The 20,901-nt window shown below is 68.9% G+C and carries 14 protein-coding genes; 12 read left to right on the top strand and 2 right to left on the bottom strand.

Annotation, left to right across the window (positions count from 1 at the left end; all coding sequences use genetic code 11):
- Positions 1-826: 826 nt before the first annotated feature.
- Positions 827-1,510, bottom strand: coding sequence for a TetR/AcrR family transcriptional regulator (locus ABIC29_RS09260; RefSeq protein WP_354244535.1), 684 nt, complete (start codon positions 1,508-1,510; stop codon positions 827-829).
- A gap of 178 nt (positions 1,511-1,688) precedes the next feature.
- Between ABIC29_RS09260 and ABIC29_RS09255 the strand changes: the two genes are divergently transcribed.
- The 8 genes from ABIC29_RS09255 (at position 1,689) to ABIC29_RS09220 (ending at position 13,084) form a co-directional block, all read left to right on the top strand.
- Complete coding sequence (locus ABIC29_RS09255) at positions 1,689-3,020, top strand: MFS transporter (RefSeq protein ID WP_502915470.1); 1,332 nt, start codon at positions 1,689-1,691, stop codon at positions 3,018-3,020.
- A 54-nt stretch (positions 3,021-3,074) separates the two neighbouring features.
- Positions 3,075-5,765: a family 78 glycoside hydrolase catalytic domain gene (locus tag ABIC29_RS09250; RefSeq protein ID WP_354244529.1), complete on the top strand. Its 2,691-nt coding sequence runs from the start codon at positions 3,075-3,077 to the stop codon at positions 5,763-5,765.
- A 76-nt stretch (positions 5,766-5,841) separates the two neighbouring features.
- Positions 5,842-7,080 carry a glycoside hydrolase family 1 protein gene (locus ABIC29_RS09245; protein WP_354244526.1) on the top strand — a complete coding sequence of 413 codons (1,239 nt, stop codon included), beginning with the start codon at positions 5,842-5,844 and terminating at the stop codon, positions 7,078-7,080.
- 32 nt (positions 7,081-7,112) lie between these two features.
- A complete protein-coding gene (locus ABIC29_RS09240) occupies positions 7,113-7,910 on the top strand; it encodes an SDR family NAD(P)-dependent oxidoreductase (RefSeq protein ID WP_354244524.1) in 798 nt (265 codons plus the stop codon).
- Between the two features lie 5 nt (positions 7,911-7,915).
- A complete protein-coding gene (locus ABIC29_RS09235) occupies positions 7,916-8,767 on the top strand; it encodes a sugar phosphate isomerase/epimerase family protein (RefSeq protein ID WP_354244521.1) in 852 nt (283 codons plus the stop codon).
- Positions 8,764-10,509 (top strand): family 43 glycosylhydrolase, encoded by a 1,746-nt coding sequence (locus ABIC29_RS09230; protein WP_354244518.1) that lies wholly within the window; start codon positions 8,764-8,766, stop codon positions 10,507-10,509. The genes ABIC29_RS09235 and ABIC29_RS09230 overlap by 4 nt, the downstream gene beginning before the upstream one ends.
- Positions 10,510-10,544: 35 nt before the next feature.
- The gene (locus ABIC29_RS09225) at positions 10,545-11,348 is read left to right on the top strand and encodes an SDR family NAD(P)-dependent oxidoreductase (protein ID WP_116081941.1); all 804 of its coding nucleotides are present in this window, start codon (positions 10,545-10,547) and stop codon (positions 11,346-11,348) included.
- Positions 11,349-11,581: 233 nt separating this feature from the next.
- Positions 11,582-13,084, top strand: a complete 1,503-nt coding sequence (locus ABIC29_RS09220; protein ID WP_055858075.1) for an MFS transporter — start codon at positions 11,582-11,584, stop codon at positions 13,082-13,084.
- Between the two features lie 52 nt (positions 13,085-13,136).
- Here the strand turns inward: ABIC29_RS09220 and ABIC29_RS09215 are convergent, their stop codons facing one another.
- Positions 13,137-14,360 carry a helix-turn-helix transcriptional regulator gene (locus tag ABIC29_RS09215; RefSeq protein WP_116081936.1) on the bottom strand — a complete coding sequence of 408 codons (1,224 nt, stop codon included), beginning with the start codon at positions 14,358-14,360 and terminating at the stop codon, positions 13,137-13,139.
- 150 nt (positions 14,361-14,510) lie between these two features.
- On the opposite strand from ABIC29_RS09215, the gene ABIC29_RS09210 reads away from it, so the two are divergent.
- Genes ABIC29_RS09210 through manD form a run of 4 tightly spaced genes read left to right on the top strand, consistent with a single transcriptional unit; the run spans position 14,511 to position 20,851 of the window.
- Complete coding sequence (locus tag ABIC29_RS09210; protein ID WP_354244513.1) at positions 14,511-16,760, top strand: glycoside hydrolase family 2 protein; 2,250 nt, start codon at positions 14,511-14,513, stop codon at positions 16,758-16,760.
- Positions 16,757-18,154 (top strand): glucuronate isomerase, encoded by a 1,398-nt coding sequence (gene uxaC, locus ABIC29_RS09205; RefSeq protein WP_354244511.1) that lies wholly within the window; start codon positions 16,757-16,759, stop codon positions 18,152-18,154. Before ABIC29_RS09210 ends, uxaC begins: the two co-directional genes overlap by 4 nt.
- Positions 18,151-19,566, top strand: a complete 1,416-nt coding sequence (locus ABIC29_RS09200; RefSeq protein ID WP_354244508.1) for a mannitol dehydrogenase family protein — start codon at positions 18,151-18,153, stop codon at positions 19,564-19,566. Before uxaC ends, ABIC29_RS09200 begins: the two co-directional genes overlap by 4 nt.
- Positions 19,567-19,612: 46 nt before the next feature.
- Positions 19,613-20,851: a D-mannonate dehydratase ManD gene (manD, locus tag ABIC29_RS09195; RefSeq protein ID WP_116082609.1), complete on the top strand. Its 1,239-nt coding sequence runs from the start codon at positions 19,613-19,615 to the stop codon at positions 20,849-20,851.
- Positions 20,852-20,901: the final 50 nt, after the last annotated feature.

The following is a 20,901-nucleotide window of genomic DNA, read 5'->3' as shown; positions in this document are numbered from 1 at the left end:
CGCGTCGACTTCGTATCGGCGCTGCCAGAGCCGCAGCGTTTCCGCACTCATTCCCAACAGCCCCGCGACGTGACGCACCGCGCTCATCATGTTCGGATGCTCTGGTCGTGCCTCCGCGAGCATCCTGAGCGCCCGCTCACGCATCTCCGGCGAGTACTTCCTGTTCATCGTGTTCCATCCTTGCTTGAAGAACGGAACGAAAGTCAGGCCGATTCACTGGGCGCCGGCACTGCCAGACGTCCTTGGCGCGCTCGACGAACTCACGCGACAGGTTGACGACCTTCGCGCAGCGGGCACCGAGGATCCGGTCGCAGCAACGGGGTACTTGGCCTACGCCGAGCTTCTCCGACTTGTGTACGACGCGTTCATAAGCCAAGGGCCATGCCGATGATCCGTCGGCTGTCGACGGTCGTCGTCTCCATGCGGTGACCGCGTTCCGCGTGGGTTGCGAGGTCTTGAGTTCAAACTGTGGCTCCCAAGTTGAGGACTTGATGCGTCCACGTTTATCCAACGTTTATTCGATCCGAGGCTGGCCGAGGTCATCCCAGACATCCCGAGTATTCTGGAATGCGCAGATACAGGATCGGCGAGAAATCCCCGATCATGTCGAGATTGGTCGAGCGGTTCGATGGACTCGGTGTCCGGGGGAGTAGTCCGCGGAGAGTCCATCGGTCACGGGTTCAAGTCCTGTCCGCCCTGCTCTCCGAATATTGACCTGATCGGGTATTTAGTCGAGTAAGCCAGTCCTGGTGCCCATTGTTCGAGCCCGATGTGATCGTCTCCACTGCAGCTGATCAAGCTGCACTGTGTCGCAGCCTACGCGTGGTCAGTCTGACCGCGACGTTGCGTCGAGGGTGCCGCGCCGGTCGTCGTCGGTCGTGATGAGGCGCATGAACGTCTCGAGCAGAGGCAGGGTCTCACGCGACGGGTCGAAGAGGGCCTGGATGCGAAGTCCATCCATCATCGCCATGAGCATGGTGACCTTGTCGTCTGCGGTGAGCTCTTCACTGTCGTGTGCGGTGGTGAGTTGACCGCTCGAGAAGTGCACGCGCATGCGCTCGCGTCGCGCGATGAAGAAGTCGTGCGCAGGGTGCTCGGGGTTCGTGGCGGCGACCGTGATCGCAAGCCAGTTGCGCTGGTGTTCGGGATGGGAGAACTCGTCGGCGAGCACGCTCGAGAGCACGCGCTCGGCCGAGACCTTCGACTGCATGATGCGGCGCGCCATCTCCTCGTCGTCGTCGTCGCGCTGCGCGAGGGCGGCGAGGAGGAGGTCGTCCTTGCTGGCGAAGTGCCGGAGGAGCGCGGCGTGCGTCAAGTTGGCCCTGGCGGCGATGTCGCGGAGGGACGCGCGCTCGTACCCGTGCTCGGCGAAGCTCGCGAGTGCGGCGCGGACGATCTCGGCGCGGCGTGCCGGCGTGCTCGCGTACGGTCCGCGGGGGCCCCGGGGGGCGGGGGTCCGCGCCGCGCCGTCCGGCGCCACCGCGACGACCGAGGGGTTCGTACCGTGCATGTCTTCTCCCTGTCGGCCCATTCATGGAGTCTGGCAGACCAGCATCTGAAGCCGACTTGCCAATCGTAACCGCTGTGGTTACTCTTGGCCACAACGTAACCGATCTGGTTACTTTTGAGGAATCCCTCAGCACGGCCCGCGTACGATCGCGTGGTCGGCTTCACCGATGAAGGAGTCAATGGTGACGAAGAACGAGCCGGGCGCGGAGCACGCCGCCGGCCTCGCCGTGTCCGACGCGAATGTCGCGCCGGTGGTCGACAGCGCTGTGGTCGAGCCGCAGCAGCCGATGAGCAAGGGCTACATCGCCTGGCTCATGCTCGCGAGCTTCGGGGCGTCGATGGCGATGATGGTCCCGCTCTCGTACGGCATCGCGGTGCGGATCACCGAGCTCGCGCCGGGCCACGAAGAGTTCCTGGGATTCATCACGGGCATCGCACAGGCCGTCTACCTCGTCATCAGCCCGCTCGTCGGCATCTGGAGCGACCGCACGCGCTCGCGGTTCGGCCGCCGGAGCCCGTTCATCTACCTCGGCACCGCGATCGGCCTCGCGGGACTCGTCGTCATCGGCCTTGCGCCGAGCCTGCTGATCGTCGGTGCCGGTTGGGTGCTCGGCATGGTCGGCTGGTCGATCGCCGGTGCGGCCCTGCAGACGATCCAGGCCGACAAGCTGCCCGAGTCGCAACGCGGCAAGGTGTCGGCCCTCACCGGCCTCATGACGCAGATCGCACCGGTGCTCGGCATCGGCGTCGCCTACGCGGTGTCGTCGAACACGTTCCTGGTCTTCGTCGTGCCGGGCGCGATCGGCGCCGTGCTGCTCGCGCTCTTCCCGCTCATCAAGCCCGAGGGCAGCTCGAAGGACCTCGCTCCATCGACGCAGGTCACGGTCAGGTCCGTCGTCTCGAGCTACGGCTTCAACATCCGCAAGTACCCCGACTTCGCGTGGAACTGGCTCGGTCGTTTCATCTTCTTCATCGGTCTGTACTTCAACACCACGTTCGGCACGTTCTTCTACGCTCAGCGCCTCGACATGCCCGTGCGCGAGGTCGCCGGCGTGGTCGCCACGGTGGGCATGATCGGCGTGCTCGCAGCCGCCGTCGGTGCGATCGCGGGCGGATTCCTCTCCGACAAGCTCCAGCGTCGTCGCCTGTTCGTCATGATCGCCGCCGTGCTGTTCGTCGTCGGTGCGGTCGTCGAAGCCACCGCGTGGTCGCTTCCGCAGATCGTGGCCGGCGCCGTGCTCATGCAGCTCACGATCGCCGTGTTCGCGACCGTCGACCAGGCGATCGTCTACGCGATCATCCCCGAGCGCGACCAGGCGGGTCGATACATGGCGGTCATCCAGTTCGCCCAGAAGATCCCGAGCGCGGTCGCGCCACTGCTGGCCGGTCTCGTGATCATGCTCGGCGCGACCGACGGTGAGAAGAACTACACCCTGCTGTACCTGCTCGGTGCCGGGTTCGCCTTCTTCGGCGGCCTCATCATCCTGCTCAAGGTCAAGTCGATCCGCTGACCCGGGCGCTCGCCCGCCCCGATCTCCCAGCAGCAGCGAAGGAAGCGATCCATCATGCTCACCGCACCCTCCGAACTGGCCGTCGACGCAGGCGGCGACGGCTTCACCGTCACCGGTGCCGCGCCGCGGCTCTCGTGGAAGGACCCCGTCGACCGCGACATCCGCACCGTCTATGCGGTCGAAGCCGTGATCGACGATGCTGAGCCGCTCGTCGCCGAGGTGACCGGCCGTCGTCTGGTCGCCTGGCCGTTCCAGGCCCTCCGAAGCGGTCAGCGGGTGCGGTGGCGCGTTCGCGTCGCGTCTGAGAGCGCGACGGATGCCGCGTGGTCGGCGTTCGCGGTGTTCGAGGCGGGCCTGCTCGACGAAGACTGGACCGCGCAGTGGATCTCGCCGGTCGAGGCGCCCGTCGGCTCCGACGACGACCCTGGATACGGGCGGCGCGCGGCCCACGTGCTCGCGGGCGGCTTCACGGTCGCCGGCGCGGTCGTGACCGCACGGCTCTACTCGACCGCGCTCGGGCTCTACACGGCAACCGTGAACGGCGAGCGCGTCGGCACGGTCGAGCTCGCGCCGGGTTCCTCGTCGTACGACCGCACGCTCTATGCGCAGGCTGCCGACGTCACGGCCCTCGTCCGCGACGGCGTCAACGTGATCGAGCTCGAGCTCTCCGACGGCTGGTTCCGCGGTCAGGTCGGCGCGTTCCGGCTCCCCGCGGGATGGGGCACGACGCTGGGCGCCCGCATCGAACTGCACCTCGAGTTCGCCGACGGCACCCGGGGGGTGGTGGTCAGCGACGAGACGTGGACGAGCCGCCGCTCGGCGATCACGCGCGCCGACCTCATGGACGGGCAGACCCTCGACCTCTCGGCGCCGCACGCGCCCGCGGCATCCGTCCTCGTCGATGTCGTCGACGCGCCATCGATCGACTGGTCGCCCGCGCCACCGGTCCGCGTCGTCGAGACGCGCACGCCGGTCGAGCTCCGCCGCCTCGCCGAAGGCGCGTGGCTCGCCGACTTCGGGCAGAACGCGTCCGGGTGGATCCGACTCACCGACCTCGGCGCACCGGGCACCCGCACGGTGCTCGACTACGGCGAGGCGCTCGGCCGCGACGGCGATCTCGACACGTCGCACCTCGACTCCGAGCGACCCGAGGGGCGCATGGCGTTCGTGCAGCGCGACGAGGTCGTCGCGGGGGAGCAGGGGGGCGACTTCGAGCCCCGCCACACCGTGCACGGCTTCCGGTACGCGCGGATCACGAGGTCCGACGGCGGCACGCTCGCGCCGGCATCCCTCGAGATGCGCATCGTGCAGACCGACCTCCGCCGTACCGGCGCGTTCGCGTGCAGCGACGACGACCTGAACCGACTGCACGAGATCGCCGACTGGAGCTTCCGCGGCAACGCGGTCGACGTGCCCACCGACTGCCCGACCCGCGAGCGGCTCGCCTGGACCGGCGACTACCAGGTGTTCGCGCCGATGGCGACGCGCCTCTACGACGTGCACGGCTTCAGCCGCAAGTGGCTGCGGTCGGTGCGCGACGACCAGCTCGACGACGGTCGCATCGCGAACTTCTCGCCCGACGGCCGGCGCATCAAGTACCACCTCGACGACCAGTTCGCCATGATGACCGGTTCGTCGGGCTGGGGCGACGCGATCGTCGCCGTGCCGTGGGAGCTCTATCAGGCGTACGGCGACGAACAGGTGCTCGCCGAGAACGTCGGCGCGATGGTGCGCTGGGTCGAGTGGGCGCTCGAGCAGGCGCGCACGATCAGGCACTTCGCCCGCGTGCAGGCCTCAGCCGAGCCCCAGCCGTTCGAGCAGTACCTCTGGGACGGCACGTTCCACTGGGGCGAATGGACCGAACCGCGGGAGCGCGATGTCGACGGAAATCGCATCGACCCGATCAAGCACGATCCGATGGCCTGGTTCATGGCCGACAAGGGCGAGGTCGGCACCGCCTACCTGTACCGATCCACCGCGACGCTCGCCCGCATCGCGGGCATTCTGGGTCGCGACGAGGATGCCGCCCGCTACGCGGCGAGCGCCGAGCGCATCGCCGACGCCTGGCGCCAGGCGTACCTTCGCCCCGATGGCACGACCACGACCGACACCCAGGCCGCCTATGTGCGCGCTCTGGCGTTCGGCCTCGTGCCCGAGGAACTGCGCGAGGCCGCGGCCGATCGGCTCGTCGCGCTGATCCGGGCGGCGGGCACGCACCTCGGCACCGGCTTCCTGGCGACCGGCGACCTGCTCCCGGTGCTCGCAGACCACGGGCGGGCGGATGTCGCGTACGAGCTCCTGCAGCAGCGCAGCGCGCCGTCGTGGCGGTACATGCTCGACCGCGGCGCGACCACGGTCTGGGAGGACTGGGAGGGCATCGACGAGCACGGCGACGCCCACGAGTCCCTGAACCACTACAGCAAGGGCGCCGCGATGCGGTTCCTGCACACCCACACCCTCGGGCTCCGGCAGGACGCCGACTCGATCGGTTGGGAGCAGGTCGTCATCGAGCCCGTTCCGGGCGGCGGGCTCACGTGGGCGCGTGGTTCGCACGACGGCCCGCAGGGCACGATCGCGGTCGAGTGGCGGATCGAGGGCGAGCGGATGTCGCTGACCGCCGCGATCCCGTCGGGTACGAGCGCCCGCGTGGTGATGCCCGACGGCACCGAGCACCGGATCCCGGCGGGCCGATTCACGACCTCGGCACCACTGCCCGCGTACGATGCCGCGCCCGCCACGGCGTGACCCCGTCGCCGCGGCATCGGCACGCGGCATCCAGAACCGAAATCACACCCGCTCAACGAACGAGAGGAACGAACCCATGACCACCTTCCCCGATGGATTCCTGTGGGGTGCCGCAACTGCGGGCCACCAGATCGAGGGCAACAACGTGAACAGCGACTGGTGGGCGCGCGAGCAGATGATGCCCGGCATGGAGCTCTCCGGCGATGCCGTCGACAGCTACCACCGCTACGCCGAGGACATCCGCCTGCTGGCTGAAGCCGGGCTGACGTCGTACCGGTTCAGCCTGGAGTGGTCGCGCATCGAGCCGGTGCGCGGGCACTTCTCGAAGGCCGAGCTCGCGCACTACCGGCGCGTGATCGACTGCTGCCTCGAGCATGGCGTGACCCCGGTGGTGACGCTGCAGCACTTCACCACGCCGCAGTGGTTCGCCGCGCTCGGCGGCTGGGACGGCCCCGACGCGCAGGAGCTGTTCTGCGCCTATGTCGAGCAGGCCTGCACGATCCTCGACGGCGTCGAGTGGGTCGCGACCATGAACGAGCCGAACATGCAGGCCGCCATCATGACCGCGATGCGCCACCTCGCGGCATCCGGCGGTGAGTGGACCAGCCCCACGGTCGAGGCCGATGGCGACGACGAGAAGAAGCAGACCCACAGCGAGTTCCTCACGTACGCCGATCCCGAGATCGGGCGCCTGTTCACCCGCATCCACCACGCGGCCCGCGAGATCGTACGCGAGCGCACCGGAGCGAAGGTCGGTTGGACGATCGCGGCAGGCGCGCTGACCGCGGCGCCCGGCGGCGAGGAGAAGCTCCTCCAGATCCGCTACGGCAAGGAGGACGTGTACTGGGAGGGAAGCCGTGGCGACGACTTCGTCGGCGTTCAGGCGTACTCGACCCAGCAGGTCGACGCGAACGGACTCGTGCCGCACCCGCCCGCACCCGACAACACGCTCGTCGGCACCGCCTACCGGCCCGACTCGCTGGCGATGGCGGTGCGCCACGCCTGGGAGGTCAGCGAGCACACCCCGATCGTGATCACCGAGAACGGCATCGCGACCGCCGACGACGCGCAGCGCATCCGCTACACCGAGGAGGCGCTTCGGGGCCTCGTCGGCACCATCGCCGACGGCATCGACGTGCGCGGCTACCTGCACTGGTCGCTGCTCGACAACTTCGAATGGGGCCACTGGGAGCCGACGTTCGGCCTCATCGCGGTCGACCGCGACACGTTCGTCCGCGCTCCGAAGCCGAGCCTCGCCTGGCTCGGCGCGGTCGCCCAGCGCAACGCGCTCGAGTCGGCGGAGGTCGCAGCGTGAGCTTCCCGTTCGCAGACGTCTCGACTCGGTCGTTGACCGACCTGCTCTCGCTCGCCGGCCGCCGCGCCGTCGTCACCGGTGCCGCACAGGGGCTGGGCAAGGCCATCGCGGCGCGTCTGGCCGAAGCCGGTGCCGACCTCCTGCTGATCGACCTGAACGAGGACGCCGCGCGCGCCGCCGCAGCGGAGCTCGCCGACCGATACGGCGTTCGCGTCGCGAGCACGCGCGCAGACGTCACCGACGCGGCCTCGGTCGCGGCGGCCGCTGACCTCGCGGTCGCCGAACTCGGCGGCATCGACGTCTGGGTCAACAACGCCGGGATCTTCCCGAACGCGCCCGTCACGATGATGCCCGACGAGATGTGGGACGCAACGTTCGCGGTCAACGCACGAGGCGTGTTCCTCGGTTCGCGTGAAGCCGCGCGTCGCATGTCGGCCGACGGATCCGGCGGCGTCATCGTCAACATCATCTCGACGGCGGGCGTGCAGGTGGCGTTCCCGGGCATGGCCGCCTACGTGGGATCCAAGCATGCGGCGCTCGGCATGACGAAGTCGCTCGCGGTCGACCTGGCACCGCTCGGCATCCGCGTGCTCGGCGTCGCACCGAGCTTCGTGCCGACCGAGGGCAACGTCGCGGCGGCGAAGGCCGGCGCGGAGGCGGCCGCCGCGGCCGGCATCGAGATGCCGCCGCTCGACGTGATGAACACGAGCATGATCGGCCGCATGGGCACCCCCGACGACATCGCGCGCGTCGTGCTCTTCGCCGCGAGCGACCTCTCGATGATCATGACGGGCAGCACGCTCCTCGCCGACGCGGGCGAGACGGTCTGAGGGACGTGTTCACCACACGACCGATCAGCGTGCAGCTGTACACGGTGCGCCACGACTTGGCCGACCTGGATGCGACGCTCGGGCGCCTCGCGGACGCCGGCGCCCAGGCCGTCGAGCCGTTCTCGGTGTACGACCGACCAGCAGAGCTCGCCGCCGCCGCGGCGGCGAACGGGCTCTCGATCCCGACCGCCCACGCACCGCTGCTCTCCGACACGATCAGGCTCGCCGGACGCGAGGTACCGGTGCCGCCCGCTTCCGCCGCCCTCGCCGCAGCGCGGGCGCTCGGCGCCGACATCCTGATCGACCCGATGGTCGACGCGGACCGCTGGCGCACCGCCGACGACATCGCCCTGACCGCCGACCGGATGAACGCGCTCGTCGAGCCGGCCGCCGCCGAAGGGCTGGTGGTCGGCCACCACAACCACTCGTTCGAGTTCCATCACCGCATCGGCGATCTGACCGCGTACGAGTACTTCGTATCGCTCCTCGATGAGCGCGTCGCCCTCGAGCTCGACGTCTACTGGGCGACGGCCGCGGGGCAGGATGTGCCGGCGCTCGTCGAGCGGCTCGGCTCCCGGGTCCGCGCGCTGCATCTCAAGGATGCCGCCCGGGCGGTCGACGTCTTCGCCGCCGGTGGTGACGACGACCCTGCGGCGCTCACGCAGTGCGCGCTCGGGTCGGGGCGTCTGGCGAACGACGAGGCTCTCGCCGCAGCGCCTGCAACCTGTCTTCCGGTCGTCGAGTTCGATCATGTCGAGGACGCCTTCGACGCGATCGCCGCGTCGATCGCGCACCTGCAGTCGATTCGGACACCGGCTGGGCCACTGCCGACGGATGCCGCGGGGGCGACCTCGTGACCGCGCGGATCGTCTGCAACCCGCTCGACCTCGCCTACCGGTATCAAGACGTGCGGACGCCGTTCGCCGGTCGCAGCGTGCACCGCGAAGCGGCCGACCCCACGGTCGTCTTCTTCCGCGGCCGGTACTTCATGTTCGCGTCGATGACCCGAGGGTTCTGGTACTCCGACGACCTGGTCGAGTGGACGTTGCAGCCGAGCGAGAGGATCCCGGCGATCGACTACGCACCCGACGTCCGCGAGGTCGACGGTGCGCTGCTCTTCACGGCGTCGCGGCGCACGAACGGCCGTTTCTTCCGCAGCGTCGATCCGCTCGCCGATGACTTCGAGGAGGTTGCCCCGAGCGACATCGCGTTCTGGGACCCCGACACCTTCCAGGACGACGACGGCCGGCTCTACCTGTACTGGGGCTGCTCCCACAAGGAACCGATTCAGGGCGTCGAGCTCGACCGTGCGACGCTGCAGCGCATCGGCGAGCCCGTGCCGCTGATCGCCGCCGACACCGAGACCCGCGGATGGGAGCGAACCGGCGACGACTACGTGCCCGTCGTGCGCCGCGGGCTGATGGGCAAGGTGATGGACGCCTACATCGGCGACGCGCCGTTCATCGAGGGCGCGTACATGACCCGCGTCGGTGACCGGTACCACCTGCAGTACGCGGGCCCGGGCACGCAATTCAACACGTACGCCGACGGCGCCTACGTGGGCGATGGGCCGCTCGGCCCGTTCGTGTACGACCCGCACAGCCCGTTCTCGTCGAAGCCCGGGGGCTTCATCACCGGCGCGGGGCACGGCAGCACCTTCCAGGACCGGCACGGCAACTGGTGGCATGTCGCAACCATGCGCGTCTCGGTCAACGCCGATTTCGAGCGACGGATCGGCCTGTTCCCGGCCGGGTTCGACGATGACGGCGTGCTGTTCTGCAACCAGAACTTCGCGGACTACCCGATGCAGGTGCCCGACCGTGCGTTCGACCCGTGGGCTGAGGCATCCCCGGGCTGGATGCTCCTGTCGCACCGCGCTGTCGCGATCGCCTCGTCGTCGGCCGACGGGCACGACCCGGCGCTCGCGACCGACGAGTCGGTGCGCACCTGGTGGGTCGCCGGCACGGATCAACCGGGGGAGTGGCTGCAGCTCGACCTCGGCGCCGAGGCGACCGTCCACGCGCTGCAGGTCAACCTCGCCGACCACGGCCTCGCATCTCGCGCACCCAAGCGCCGCGATCTCGCGAAGGCGACGTTCGGCAAGCGCGCCGTCTTCCCGGACCCGCAGCCGACCGAGGTTCGTCTCGAGCTCTCGCTCGACGGCGTGGAATGGGCGGTCGTGCACGACACGATCGGCACGCGCGAGGACGCCCCGCACGCGTTCGTCGTCCTGCCCGAGGCGCGACGTGCACGGTACATCCGGGTCACCGCGGGCGCGATGCCCTTCGGGGGTGCCTTCGCCGTGAGCGGGTTGCGCGTGTTCGGCCTCGCCGACGTGCCCCTTCCCGGTGCGGCCGACGTCCGCGGCGAACGGCGCGATCCGCGCACGGCGTCGTTGCGGTGGGAGGCCGTGCCGGGCGTCGTGGGCTACAACGTGCGGTACGGGCTCTCGCCCGACAAGCTCTACCACTCGTGGCTCGTCTACGACCGTACCGATCTCGAGGTCGGGTCGCTGAACGCGGGGCATCCGTATTGGTTCGCCGTCGACAGCTTCAACGGCGCCGGCGTCACACCCGGTGCCGTGGCCTGCCTCCACTGACCCAGCCCCACCACTCTCAGAGACAGGAATCGAACATGCACATCGCACAGAAGGTCTTCGTCGTCACCGGCGCCGGCAACGGCATCGGACGCGAGACGACGCTCCGCCTCCTCACCGGCGGAGCATCGGTCGCCGGCGTCGATCTCAACGCCGACGGGCTCGCCGAGACAGCCCGGCTCGCCGGGGCAGGCGGCCGTTTCTCGCCCCACGTCGTGAACATCACCGATCGCGAGGCGGTCGCGGGGCTTCCCGCCGCCGTCGAGGCGGTGCACGGTCAGGTCGACGGCATCGTGAACATCGCCGGCGTGATCCAGCAGTTCGTGAAGGTCGTCGACCTGCCGTTCTCCGAGATCGACAAGGTCATGAACGTGAACTTCGGCGGCGTCATGAACATGTGCAAGGCGTTCCTGCCGACGCTGCTCGCGCGCCCTGAGGCGGCGATCCTCAACGTCGCGAGCATGGGCTCCTATGCGCCTGTGCCCGGCCAGGCCGTCTACGGCGCCTCCAAGGCCGCGGTCAAGCTCCTGACCGAGGCGCTCTACGCCGAGCTCCTCGACACGAACGTGCAGGTGAGCGTCGTGTTCCCGGGCGCGATCGGCACCGATATCGCGGCGAACTCGGGAGTCAGCCTGGCGGGCGACGCATCGACCGAGACCGCCACGTACAAGACGACCAGCCCGGTCCAAGCGGGAAAGGTGATCGTTACAGCGATCGAGAAGGCCAGATTCCGCGCCACGATCGGCTCCGACGCGGCGGCGATGGACCGGCTGGCCCGCCTCAATCCGCGGTTCGCGACCACGCTCATCGCGAAGCAGATGGGCGAACTCCTCGAGGCGTGACGGCCGGAGTTCCCGGTGACGCGGGCCAGAGCGCAGTCGCATGCGCTCTGGCCCGCGTTCGTCATGTGGTGCTGTCTCCGCGCCTGCAGGTTGCGCCGGTTCTCTTCTATGTCCGCTCGGCGGCTTCTATCGGGCGGGCTGCTCGTCTTCCTACTCTTGCCTTCGGCTCATCAGGAGGCCGACGGAACGAGCCGTCGGCAGACCGAGCGGATTCTCGAAGGAGCGAACACGCAATGGCGCGTAACCCGAAGCAGACGGCCAGCGAGGCGGACGGCGTCACCTACCGTCGCGCCAAGACGTGGGAGATCGCCCTCTCCCAGATGAACAACGGCTCGGCGATGATCTTCTACGTCCTCGTCGGCCTCATGAGCTACCTGCAGAACGCCGGCTACGGCATCGCGGTCGTCGCGGCGGGGCTCATCCTCACGCTCACTCGCGTCTTCGACGGACTCATCGACCCGCTGCTCGGGCTGATCATCGAGAAGGTCGACTTCCGGTTCGGCAAGCTGCGCTTCTTCATGCTCGGTGGTTGGGCGATCCGATCCCTTGCGATCCTGCTGCTCTTCGTCTGGGCCCCCGACAGTGGGTTCGGCGCCGTGTTCTTCATCGCGATCTACGTCGTCTACATCATCGGGTCCTCGATGAACGACATCGCCGGGCAGATGACCGGACCGGTGCTCACCAACGACCCTCGGCAGCGGCCGTCCGTGCAGGTGTGGGCCACCGTCTACGCGTACTTCGTGCCCGCGATCTTCTCGATCCTCTCGACGGTGGTCTTCCTGCCGCGCCACGGCAACCAGTTCACGGTCGAGATGCTGAGCGAGACCGCGCTCACCTACGTGGCCTGCTCGCTGGTCTTCCAGGTCCTCGCCTGCGTCGGCGTCTCCCGCGTCGACAAGCCCGAGAACTTCGCCCACGTCTCGGTCGACCGCGCCAAGGCCGACGTCTCGATGCGCGACATGTGGAACCTGCTGACCAAGAACGGGCCGTTCCAGCGCTACCTGATCAGCGGCGCGGCCGACAAGCTCGCCCAGGTGGTGAAGTCGCAGGCCGTCATCGGGACGCTCATGTGGGGCATCCTGCTCGGCAACATGCAGCTCGGATCGGTGCTCGGCCTCATCGCGATCCTCCCGGGAATCGTGTTCGCGATCTTCGGCTCGCGCTACACCGGCAAGCACGGCTCCAAGGCCGCCACCATCACGTGGACCTGGCTCTGCCTGATCCTCGCCGTGATGCTGACCGTGTTCTGCCTGGTGGTCGACATGGGCTCCATTCTCGGCAACCTGGGCCTCACGATCGGGTTCTTCCTCGTCTACCTGCTGCTGAACGGCACCTCGATGGTGGTCACCGTCGCGCAGGGCGCCATGCGGGCCGATGTCATCGACTACGAGCTCGACCGCTCGGGAAAGTTCCTGCCGGCCACGGTCACGGCGACGTACAACATCGTCGACCAGGTCATCTCGTCGCTCGGGGCAGCGCTGGCTCTCGGCGCCGTCGCCCTGATCGGGTTCACGGCGGTGATGCCCCAGCCCACTGACAGTCCGTCGACGGCGATCCTGCTGATGAGCCTCGCGTTGTTCTTCGGCCTGCCGATCCTCGGATGGGCGATCTCGCTGATTGCCATGCGCGGCTACAAGCTCGACCGAACCGAGATGATCGAGGTGCAGAAGCGGGTCGCCGAGAAGAAGGAAGCGCTGCAGGCGGCGGACATCGAAACCGAGGGCGTGCTCGCCTGACGAGCGCCGATCTCGAGGGCCGCGGATCGCAGATCCGCGGCCTTCGAGCGCGTCAGGCCGTGTGGGCCTCGCGATAGGCGGTCGGCGTCATCCCGTGCGCCTCTCGAAATACCTTGACGAAGTAGTTCGCGTCGTCGTAGCCGACGAACAGCGCGATATCGCGCACGCTCTGCGTCGTCGTGGCGAGCAGTCGGGCCGCGCGCTCGGCCCGCTGCTGGGCCGTGTACGCGACGATGGTCATGCCGGTGGCCGACTTGAAGCGGCGCGCGAGTGTGGAGGCGGAGACTCCGAGCCGGTCCGCGAGTTCGGTCGTCGAGACATGGCTGCTGAGATGGAGGTCGATCTCGTCGGCGACGCGACGTACGAGCGGCGGATACTCGCGCTGGTTGTGGCGTCGGACGTACCGGCAGAATTCCGTGACCATCTGCGCGGTGAACGAGGCGGAGCGTTTCGGGTCAGATGAATGGCCGATGCGGTGCAGCCGTTGCGCATACTCCTGTGAGATCGCGTCGACGGTCACCGGCGGCAGCCCGCCGCGCTGCGCCGCGACGCGGGCCATGATCCGCAAGATGGTCGTGCCGAGGAACGGCGTGTTCAGGTAGCTGATCGTCTGCGGCATCCGTCCCATGCGTTGCAAGGCGGAGAGCGCTCGTTCGGATGAGCCCTCCTCGACCGCGTCCATGAACTCCCGTTCGAGTCGGTACCGCTCTTCGATCACGGAGAATGCGGCAGACTGCAGGGCCTCCCCGACCCCGGGGGCGATCGTCCCGCCTTCGGCCTCGACCTCGCGAAGGCTGCCGAGCGCGTCCTCGCCGCCACCCGCGCGAAGCAGGCTGGCAGCTCCGCGGTACACGTACTCGGCATCGACGATCGCGTACCTGGTGCGGTAGTGCCTGTAGATCGGGAGGTGGGCGCTGGGAATGCCCAACCGGCTCATGGCCTCTTCCGCGACACCCGGATGCATGGGCTCGTGCGTGTACGGGCCGATGACGAGCAGGCGGTCATCCCAGCGGACGAGTGCGATCGCCATCCCGAGCGGCTCACGGATCTCATGCACGACCTGCCGGTCCATGTCGCGCACGAACCCTCGGAGCACCGACGCAGTGAAGGCAGGTTGGATGCGCGGGTCGAGGCAGTGCGCCGACTCGAACGCCTCGAGCGCCGGTGCGATGTCGGTCGTGAGTTCGATCGGGCAGCTCAGGACCTCGGCCACCGCGGCCGCGATGGGCTCGAGGGCGTCCTGCGGATGCGCATGCGCATGCGACGTCGTCGTCATCGAGGTTCCTCGGTTCGTGTGACCTGCAAAGAGTGTGCCGAATCAGTTCTGATCGCGCGTGATCAGTTCTATCATCCTCCGGTCCGTGGTTCGTATCGTGGTTGAGCCCAGCCGGCGTGCGCCGGCGAACTCTCGTCGAAGGAGACCCCCATGACGCAGCCCCTTGCCACCGCCGCCCGCCGGGCCACGGCGATCCCCGAGGGGTGGGCGTACTCGCCCGTCGAACTGCCCGCGGGGTCGAGTTGGGACGAGATCGCGGCCGCGGGGGAGCAGGTCGTGCTGCCGCACACCTGGAACGCGATCGACGGACAGGCCGGCGGCGAGTACCGTCGCGGTCGCTCGACGTATGCACGGGTGATCGAGGCCGACAGGTCCGATGTCGAGACCTGGGTCGAGTTCGCGGGCGTGAACTCGTCGGCCGAGGTGTACCTGGACGGACGCCTCCTCACCACTCACGATGGCGGCTACTCGACGTTCCGCGTGAACCTGACGGACGGGCTCGCGAACGGATCGGGCACGCTCGTCGTGATCGTGGACAACGCGAAGAACGAGCGGGTGTACCCGCAGCAGGCCGACTTCACCTTCTACGGCGGCATCTACCGCGAGGTGCGCCGGATCACCGTCGGGCGCGAACATTTCGACCTCGCCGGCAACGGCGGTCCCGGCCTGATCGTCACCACGGACCTCGACGGCGACCGCGCCGAGGTCGCGCTCAGTGCGGCGGCGGTCACGACCTCCGGCGGATCTGCGACCGGGGTGCGCTTCGCCATCGACGGCGAGGCGACCGTGACCGTGCCGCTCGTCGGCGGTGCGGCGAACGCGACGCTTTCGATCGAGCACGTGCACCGTTGGCACGGGCTGCGCGACCCGCACCTCTACACGGCCCGAGCCGAACTCCTCGCCGGCGACGCGGTGCTCGACGAGGTCGAGCTGCGGTTCGGCTGCCGCGAGTTCGAGGTCGACCCGCAGCGCGGTTTCCTGCTGAACGGCGAGGAGTACCCGCTTCGCGGAGTGTCGCGCCATCAGGACTTCGAGGGCGTCGGCAACGCGATCACGGAAGAGATCAAGCAGCAGGATCTCGCCCTGATTCGAGAGCTCGGTGCGACGACCGTGCGGCTCGCGCACTACCAGCACGACCAGCGCTTCTACGATCTCTGCGACGAGGCGGGCCTGGTCGTGTGGGCGGAGATCCCGCAGATCACCGTCTTCCTCCCGGGAGCGATCGACAACGCCCGCGACCAGCTCACCGAGCTGATCGTGCAGAACCGCCACCACGCGAGCATCATCTCGTGGGGCTTGTCGAACGAGATCACCCTCGCCGGATCGGGCGAGGACGTGCTCGCCGCCCACCGCGAGTTGAACGATCTCGCGCACGAGCTCGATCCGACCCGCCTGACCGCCATGGCGAACCTGTTCCTCCTCGAGACCGACCATCCGTTGGTCGGTCTGCCCGACGTCATGTCGTACAACCTCTACTTCGGGTGGTACGTCGGCGACGTCGCCGACAACGACACCTGGCTCGACGACTTCCACGCGGCGTACCCCGAGATCGCGATCGGACTCGCAGAGTACGGGGCGGATGCGAACGCGCAGTTCCAGTCGGCCGCTCCCGAGAAGGGCGACTACACCGAGGGGTACCAGGCGTCGTACCACGAGCACATGGTCGGCATGATCGAGGCGCGGCCGTGGCTGTGGGCCACGCACGTGTGGAACCTCGCGGACTTCGGGTCAGCCGGTCGTGACGAGGGCGGCGTAGCGGGCCGCAACCAGAAGGGGCTCGTCTCGTTCGACCGATCGGTGAAGAAGGACGCCTTCTACGTGTACAAGGCCGCGTGGTCGAGCGAGCCGTTCGTGCATGTCGCGGGTCGTCGTCGCGCCGAACGGGCGGAGGATGTCACCGAGGTGATCGTGTATTCGAACCAGGAGCGGGTCGTGCTGTCGGTCGACGGCGTCGAGGTCGGCGCGGTCGAGGGTCGTCGGACCTTCCGCTTCCGGGTCCCCCTGACCGGCGAGCACGAGATCACCGCCCGCTCCGGCGATCTCGCCGACACCATCGTGCTCTGCCGGGTGGACGAGGTTCCTGCGGCGAGCGTGATGCCCACGACGTCCATCGCGAACTGGTTCGACGAGGCCGAGCTGCCGAGCCCCGTCGGGTACTTCTCCGTTCGCGACTCGCTCGGCGACATCAAGCAGTCCGAGGACGGTGCCCGCGTGATCGCCTCGGTCCTCGAAGCCGTGTCGACGAGCCGTGGCGAGGTCGGTCATGGCGTCGAGATCCCGCCGGCCATGCAGGCCATCGTCGATCGGATGAGCGTGGAGAAGCTCATCAAGCAGGCCGGTGGCGTGTCCATCGAGCACGTCGCCGCGTTGAACGCCCAGCTCAACCTCATCGCCAAATGACGTCGCCGTCCCGACATCCCGCCAGGTTGCTTCCGGTCGACCCGACGACGCGTGCCGTCGCGCTCGATCTGTACGAGCGCGTGGCGGGGAGCCCGATCATCTCGCCGCACGGGCATGTGCCGCCGTCGCTGCTGCTCGACGACGAGCCGTATGCGGATCCGGTGGCATTGCTGGTCACGGGTGACCACTACGTGACCCGCCTCCTGCACGCTTCAGGGGTCGACCTCGCCGACCTGGTCGTGGACGAGGCGGCCGGGCGCGATGCCCGCACGGTGTGGCGCACGCTCGCGGCGCACTGGCACCGGTTCGCTGGTACGGCGTCGGGGTACTGGATCGAGGAGGAGCTCGACGGGGTCTTCGGCATCACGACCCCGCTCGGGCCCGACACGGCAGATGCGATCTACGACGAGATCACCGCGGCGCTGGTGCGTCCGGAGTTCCGACCGCGCGCACTCTTCGAGCGATTCGGCATCGAATTCCTCGCGACCACCGACGACCCGCTCGACGACCTGTCCGAGCACGCCGCACTCGCGGCATCCGGCCTCCCCGGGCGGGTGGTCCCGACGTTCCGACCCGACCGGTATCTCGATCCCGATGCGGTCGGGTTCGCGGGCAACGTCGAGCGACTGCTCGCCGCGACCGGACAGCCCGGTGACTTCGCCGGGTACCTCGCCGCGCTCGAGGACCGGCGCGCGCACTTCATCCGGCACGGGGCGGTCTCGACGGATCACGGGGTCGAGGAGGTGTTCACGGTCGACCTCGACCCCGCAGAGGGTGAGCGGCTCTTCCAAGCTGTCGTCGCCGGCAACGCGAGTGCGGGGGAGCGGCGTGCGTTCCGCGGCCACATGCTCGTGCAGATGGCGCGCATGAGCGTCGCCGACGGACTCGTGATGACGATCCACCCGGGCGTGCTCCGCAACCACTCGAGCGCCACGCACGCCCGGTTCGGACCGGACACCGGGCACGACATCCCGGTCGCGACCGAGTTCACCCGCGGCATCCGACCGCTGCTGGAGCGATACGGCCTGGAGCCTCACTTCCATCTCGTGCTGTTCGCGGTCGACGAGACCACCTCCTCCCGTGACCTCGCGCCGCTCGCAGGGTTCTACCCGAGCGTGTACCTGGGTGCACCGTGGTGGTTCCTCGACGCGCCCGACGCGATCGCCCGACACCGCGCCGCCGTGACCGAGACCGCGGGCTTCTCCCGCTCGAGCGGGTTCATCGACGACACGCGGGCATTCCTGTCGATCCCGGCACGTCACGACACGGCCCGACGGGTCGACGCCGGGTTCCTCGCGCGTCTGGTCGTCGAGGGCCGGGTGCGCATGGATGCCGCGGAGCGCATCATCGACGACCTGGTCGACGCCATCCCCCGAGAGGTCTTCAAGCTGTGACCGCCACCACGACAGCTCTCGCCGACGTGCGCCTGTCGCGTGCCGCGGCAGGGGTCCCGACTCCGCCGGAGCGGATCGTGCACTTGGGTCTCGGCGCGTTCCACCGCGCGCACCAGGCCTGGTACACGGCGCACGCCGCCGATGCCGACGAGTGGGGGATCGCCGCGTTCACCGGTCGCAGCCGCGACCTGGTCGACCGGCTCGGCCCGCAGGACGGCCTGTACTCGCTCGTCGAGCGCGCCGCGGACGGCGACCGGTTCGAGCTGATTCCATCGATCGTGCGCGTCGAAGCCGGCGACGACGTGCCCCGGTTCGTCACGGCCGTCGCCGGCCCTCAGGTCGCGATCCTCACGCTCACGATCACCGAGGCCGGCTACCGGCTCTCCGCCGACGGTACTCCGGACCTCGAGGATGAGGACGTGGCATCCGACGTCGAACTGCTGCGGAACGCGTTCACTCGCGACGCCGCGGGCGACACGACGGACGCCGTCCGGCCCGCGACCGCGCTCGGCCGGGTACTGCTGGCCCTCGACGCCAGGCGTCGCGCCGGCGCGGGCCCGATCGCGATCGTGCCCTGCGACAACCTGCCCGACAACGGCGGGCTCCTGGGACGCGCGCTGGCCGATCTCGCCGGCCGGACATCGCCCGACCTCGCCGCGTGGTTGGCGGCGTCGGTCTCGGTCGTCTCGACCTCGATCGACCGCATCACGCCGGCGATCGACGCCGAAGCGGAGTCGCACGCCGTCCTCGAGGCCACCGGATGGCTCGACGCAGCTCCGGTCGTGACCGAGCCGTTCTCCGACTGGGTGCTCGAGGGCGACTTCCCGGCCGGCCGCCCGGACTGGGAATCCGCGGGCGCCAGGTTCGTCGACGAGATCGCCCCGTGGGAGAACCGCAAGCTCTGGATGCTGAACGGCGCCCACACCGTTCTCGCGACCTTCGGCCAGATCCGCGGTCACACCGTCGTCTCGGCCGCGATCGAGGACCCGGTCTGCCGCGACCTCGTCGAAGCGCTCTGGGACGACGATGCCCGGCAGCTGCCCGGCTTCGACCTCGCCGACTACCGGGCCGCGCTCCTCGAACGCTTCCGCAACCCCCGCATCGAGCACCGTCTCGCGCAGATCGCGCAGGACTCGACCACCAAGATGCGGTTGCGCATCGTGCCCGTCGCGCTCGGCCGACTCGCTTCCGGGCACGAGGCGCCCGGTTGCGCCGCCGCGATCGCCGCGTGGATGCTCGGCGTGTGCGCCGGCTGGGCACCGGTGCCGGACGGCATCGACCAGCCCGCGATCGCCGACCTCGATGCATCCGCCCGGCACGCCCTGCTCGCCGCATTGCATGCACGCCTTGCGGATGACGCCGGCTTCGCCGCACACGTCGCCGACGCGGTCACCGCGCTCGAGACATCCTGACCCCGAAAACCCGCTCGCCCACGATCCACGGAGCAACCCCATGAGCATGATCATCGACAAGGCTGAGGTCATCGTCACCAGCCCGGACCGCAACTTCGTCACGCTGAAGCTGACGACCGACGACGGCCTGACCGGCCTCGGCGACGCAACGCTGAACGGGCGCGAGCTCGCGGTCGTCGCGTACCTGACCGAACACGTCGTGCCCCTGCTGATCGGAGCGGATGCCGCGAAGATCGAGGACACGTGGCAGTTCCTCTACCGTTCGGCATACTGGCGGCGCGGACCGGTGACGATGGCCGCGATCGCCGCCGTGGACATGGCGCTGTGGGACATCAAGGGCAAGGCCGCGGGAATGCCGGTGTACCAGTTGCTCGGTGGCGCCTCGCGGAACGGGCTGATGGCGTACGGGCACGCGTCCGGCAAGGAACTCCCCGAACTGTTCGACTCCATCCGCTCCCACCAGGAGCAGGGCTATCGCGCGATCCGGGTGCAGACCGGCGTGCCGACGCTGAAGGCGATCTACGGCATCGCCGCGCAGGGCGCTGACGTCGGCGACGCATCCGTGCGCTACGACCACGAACCGGCACGCCGCGGGGCAAAGCCGGTCGAGGAGGACTGGGATACGCGCGCGTACCTGAACCACCTGCCCGGCGTGTTCGAGGCCGTCCGCAACGAGTTCGGTCCCGACATCCCGCTGCTGCACGACGGGCACCACCGGATGACGCCGATCCAGGCCGCCCGCCTCGGAAAGGACCTCGAGCCGTACGACCTGTTCTGGCTCGAGGACTGCACCCCGGCCGAGAATCAGGAGGCCCTGCGCCTCGTGCGTCAGCACACCACGACGCCTCTCGCGATCGGCGAGATCTTCAACACGGTATGGGACTTCAAGGACATCATCCGCGACCAGCTCATCGACTACGTGCGCGGCGCGGTCACCCACATGGGCGGCATCTCGCCGCTGAAGAAGACGCTCGAGTATGCCGCGATGTACCAGATCAAGTCCGGCATGCACGGCCCGACCGACATCTCCCCGGTCGGCATGGCCGCCGCCATGCACCTCGGGCTGTCGATCCACAACTTCGGCATCCAGGAGTACATGCGGCACGGTGCGAAGACCGACCAGGTCTTCGAGCAGTCCTTCACCTGGACCGACGGCTACCTGCACCCAGGTGACAAGCCCGGTCTCGGCGTCGCACTCGATGTCGACGAAGCGGGGAAGTACCCGTACGAGCAGGCGTACCTGCCGTACAACCGTCTTCTCGACGGCACCGTTCACGACTGGTGACCGATGACCGGCGCAACCCTGTCGGGTCCGCAGCCTGCCATCGTGTGATG

This window comes from Agromyces sp. PvR057 (genome assembly GCF_040547485.1).
Lineage (GTDB): Bacteria > Actinomycetota > Actinomycetes > Actinomycetales > Microbacteriaceae > Agromyces.
This window is presented reverse-complemented; position numbering and strand designations above follow the sequence as displayed.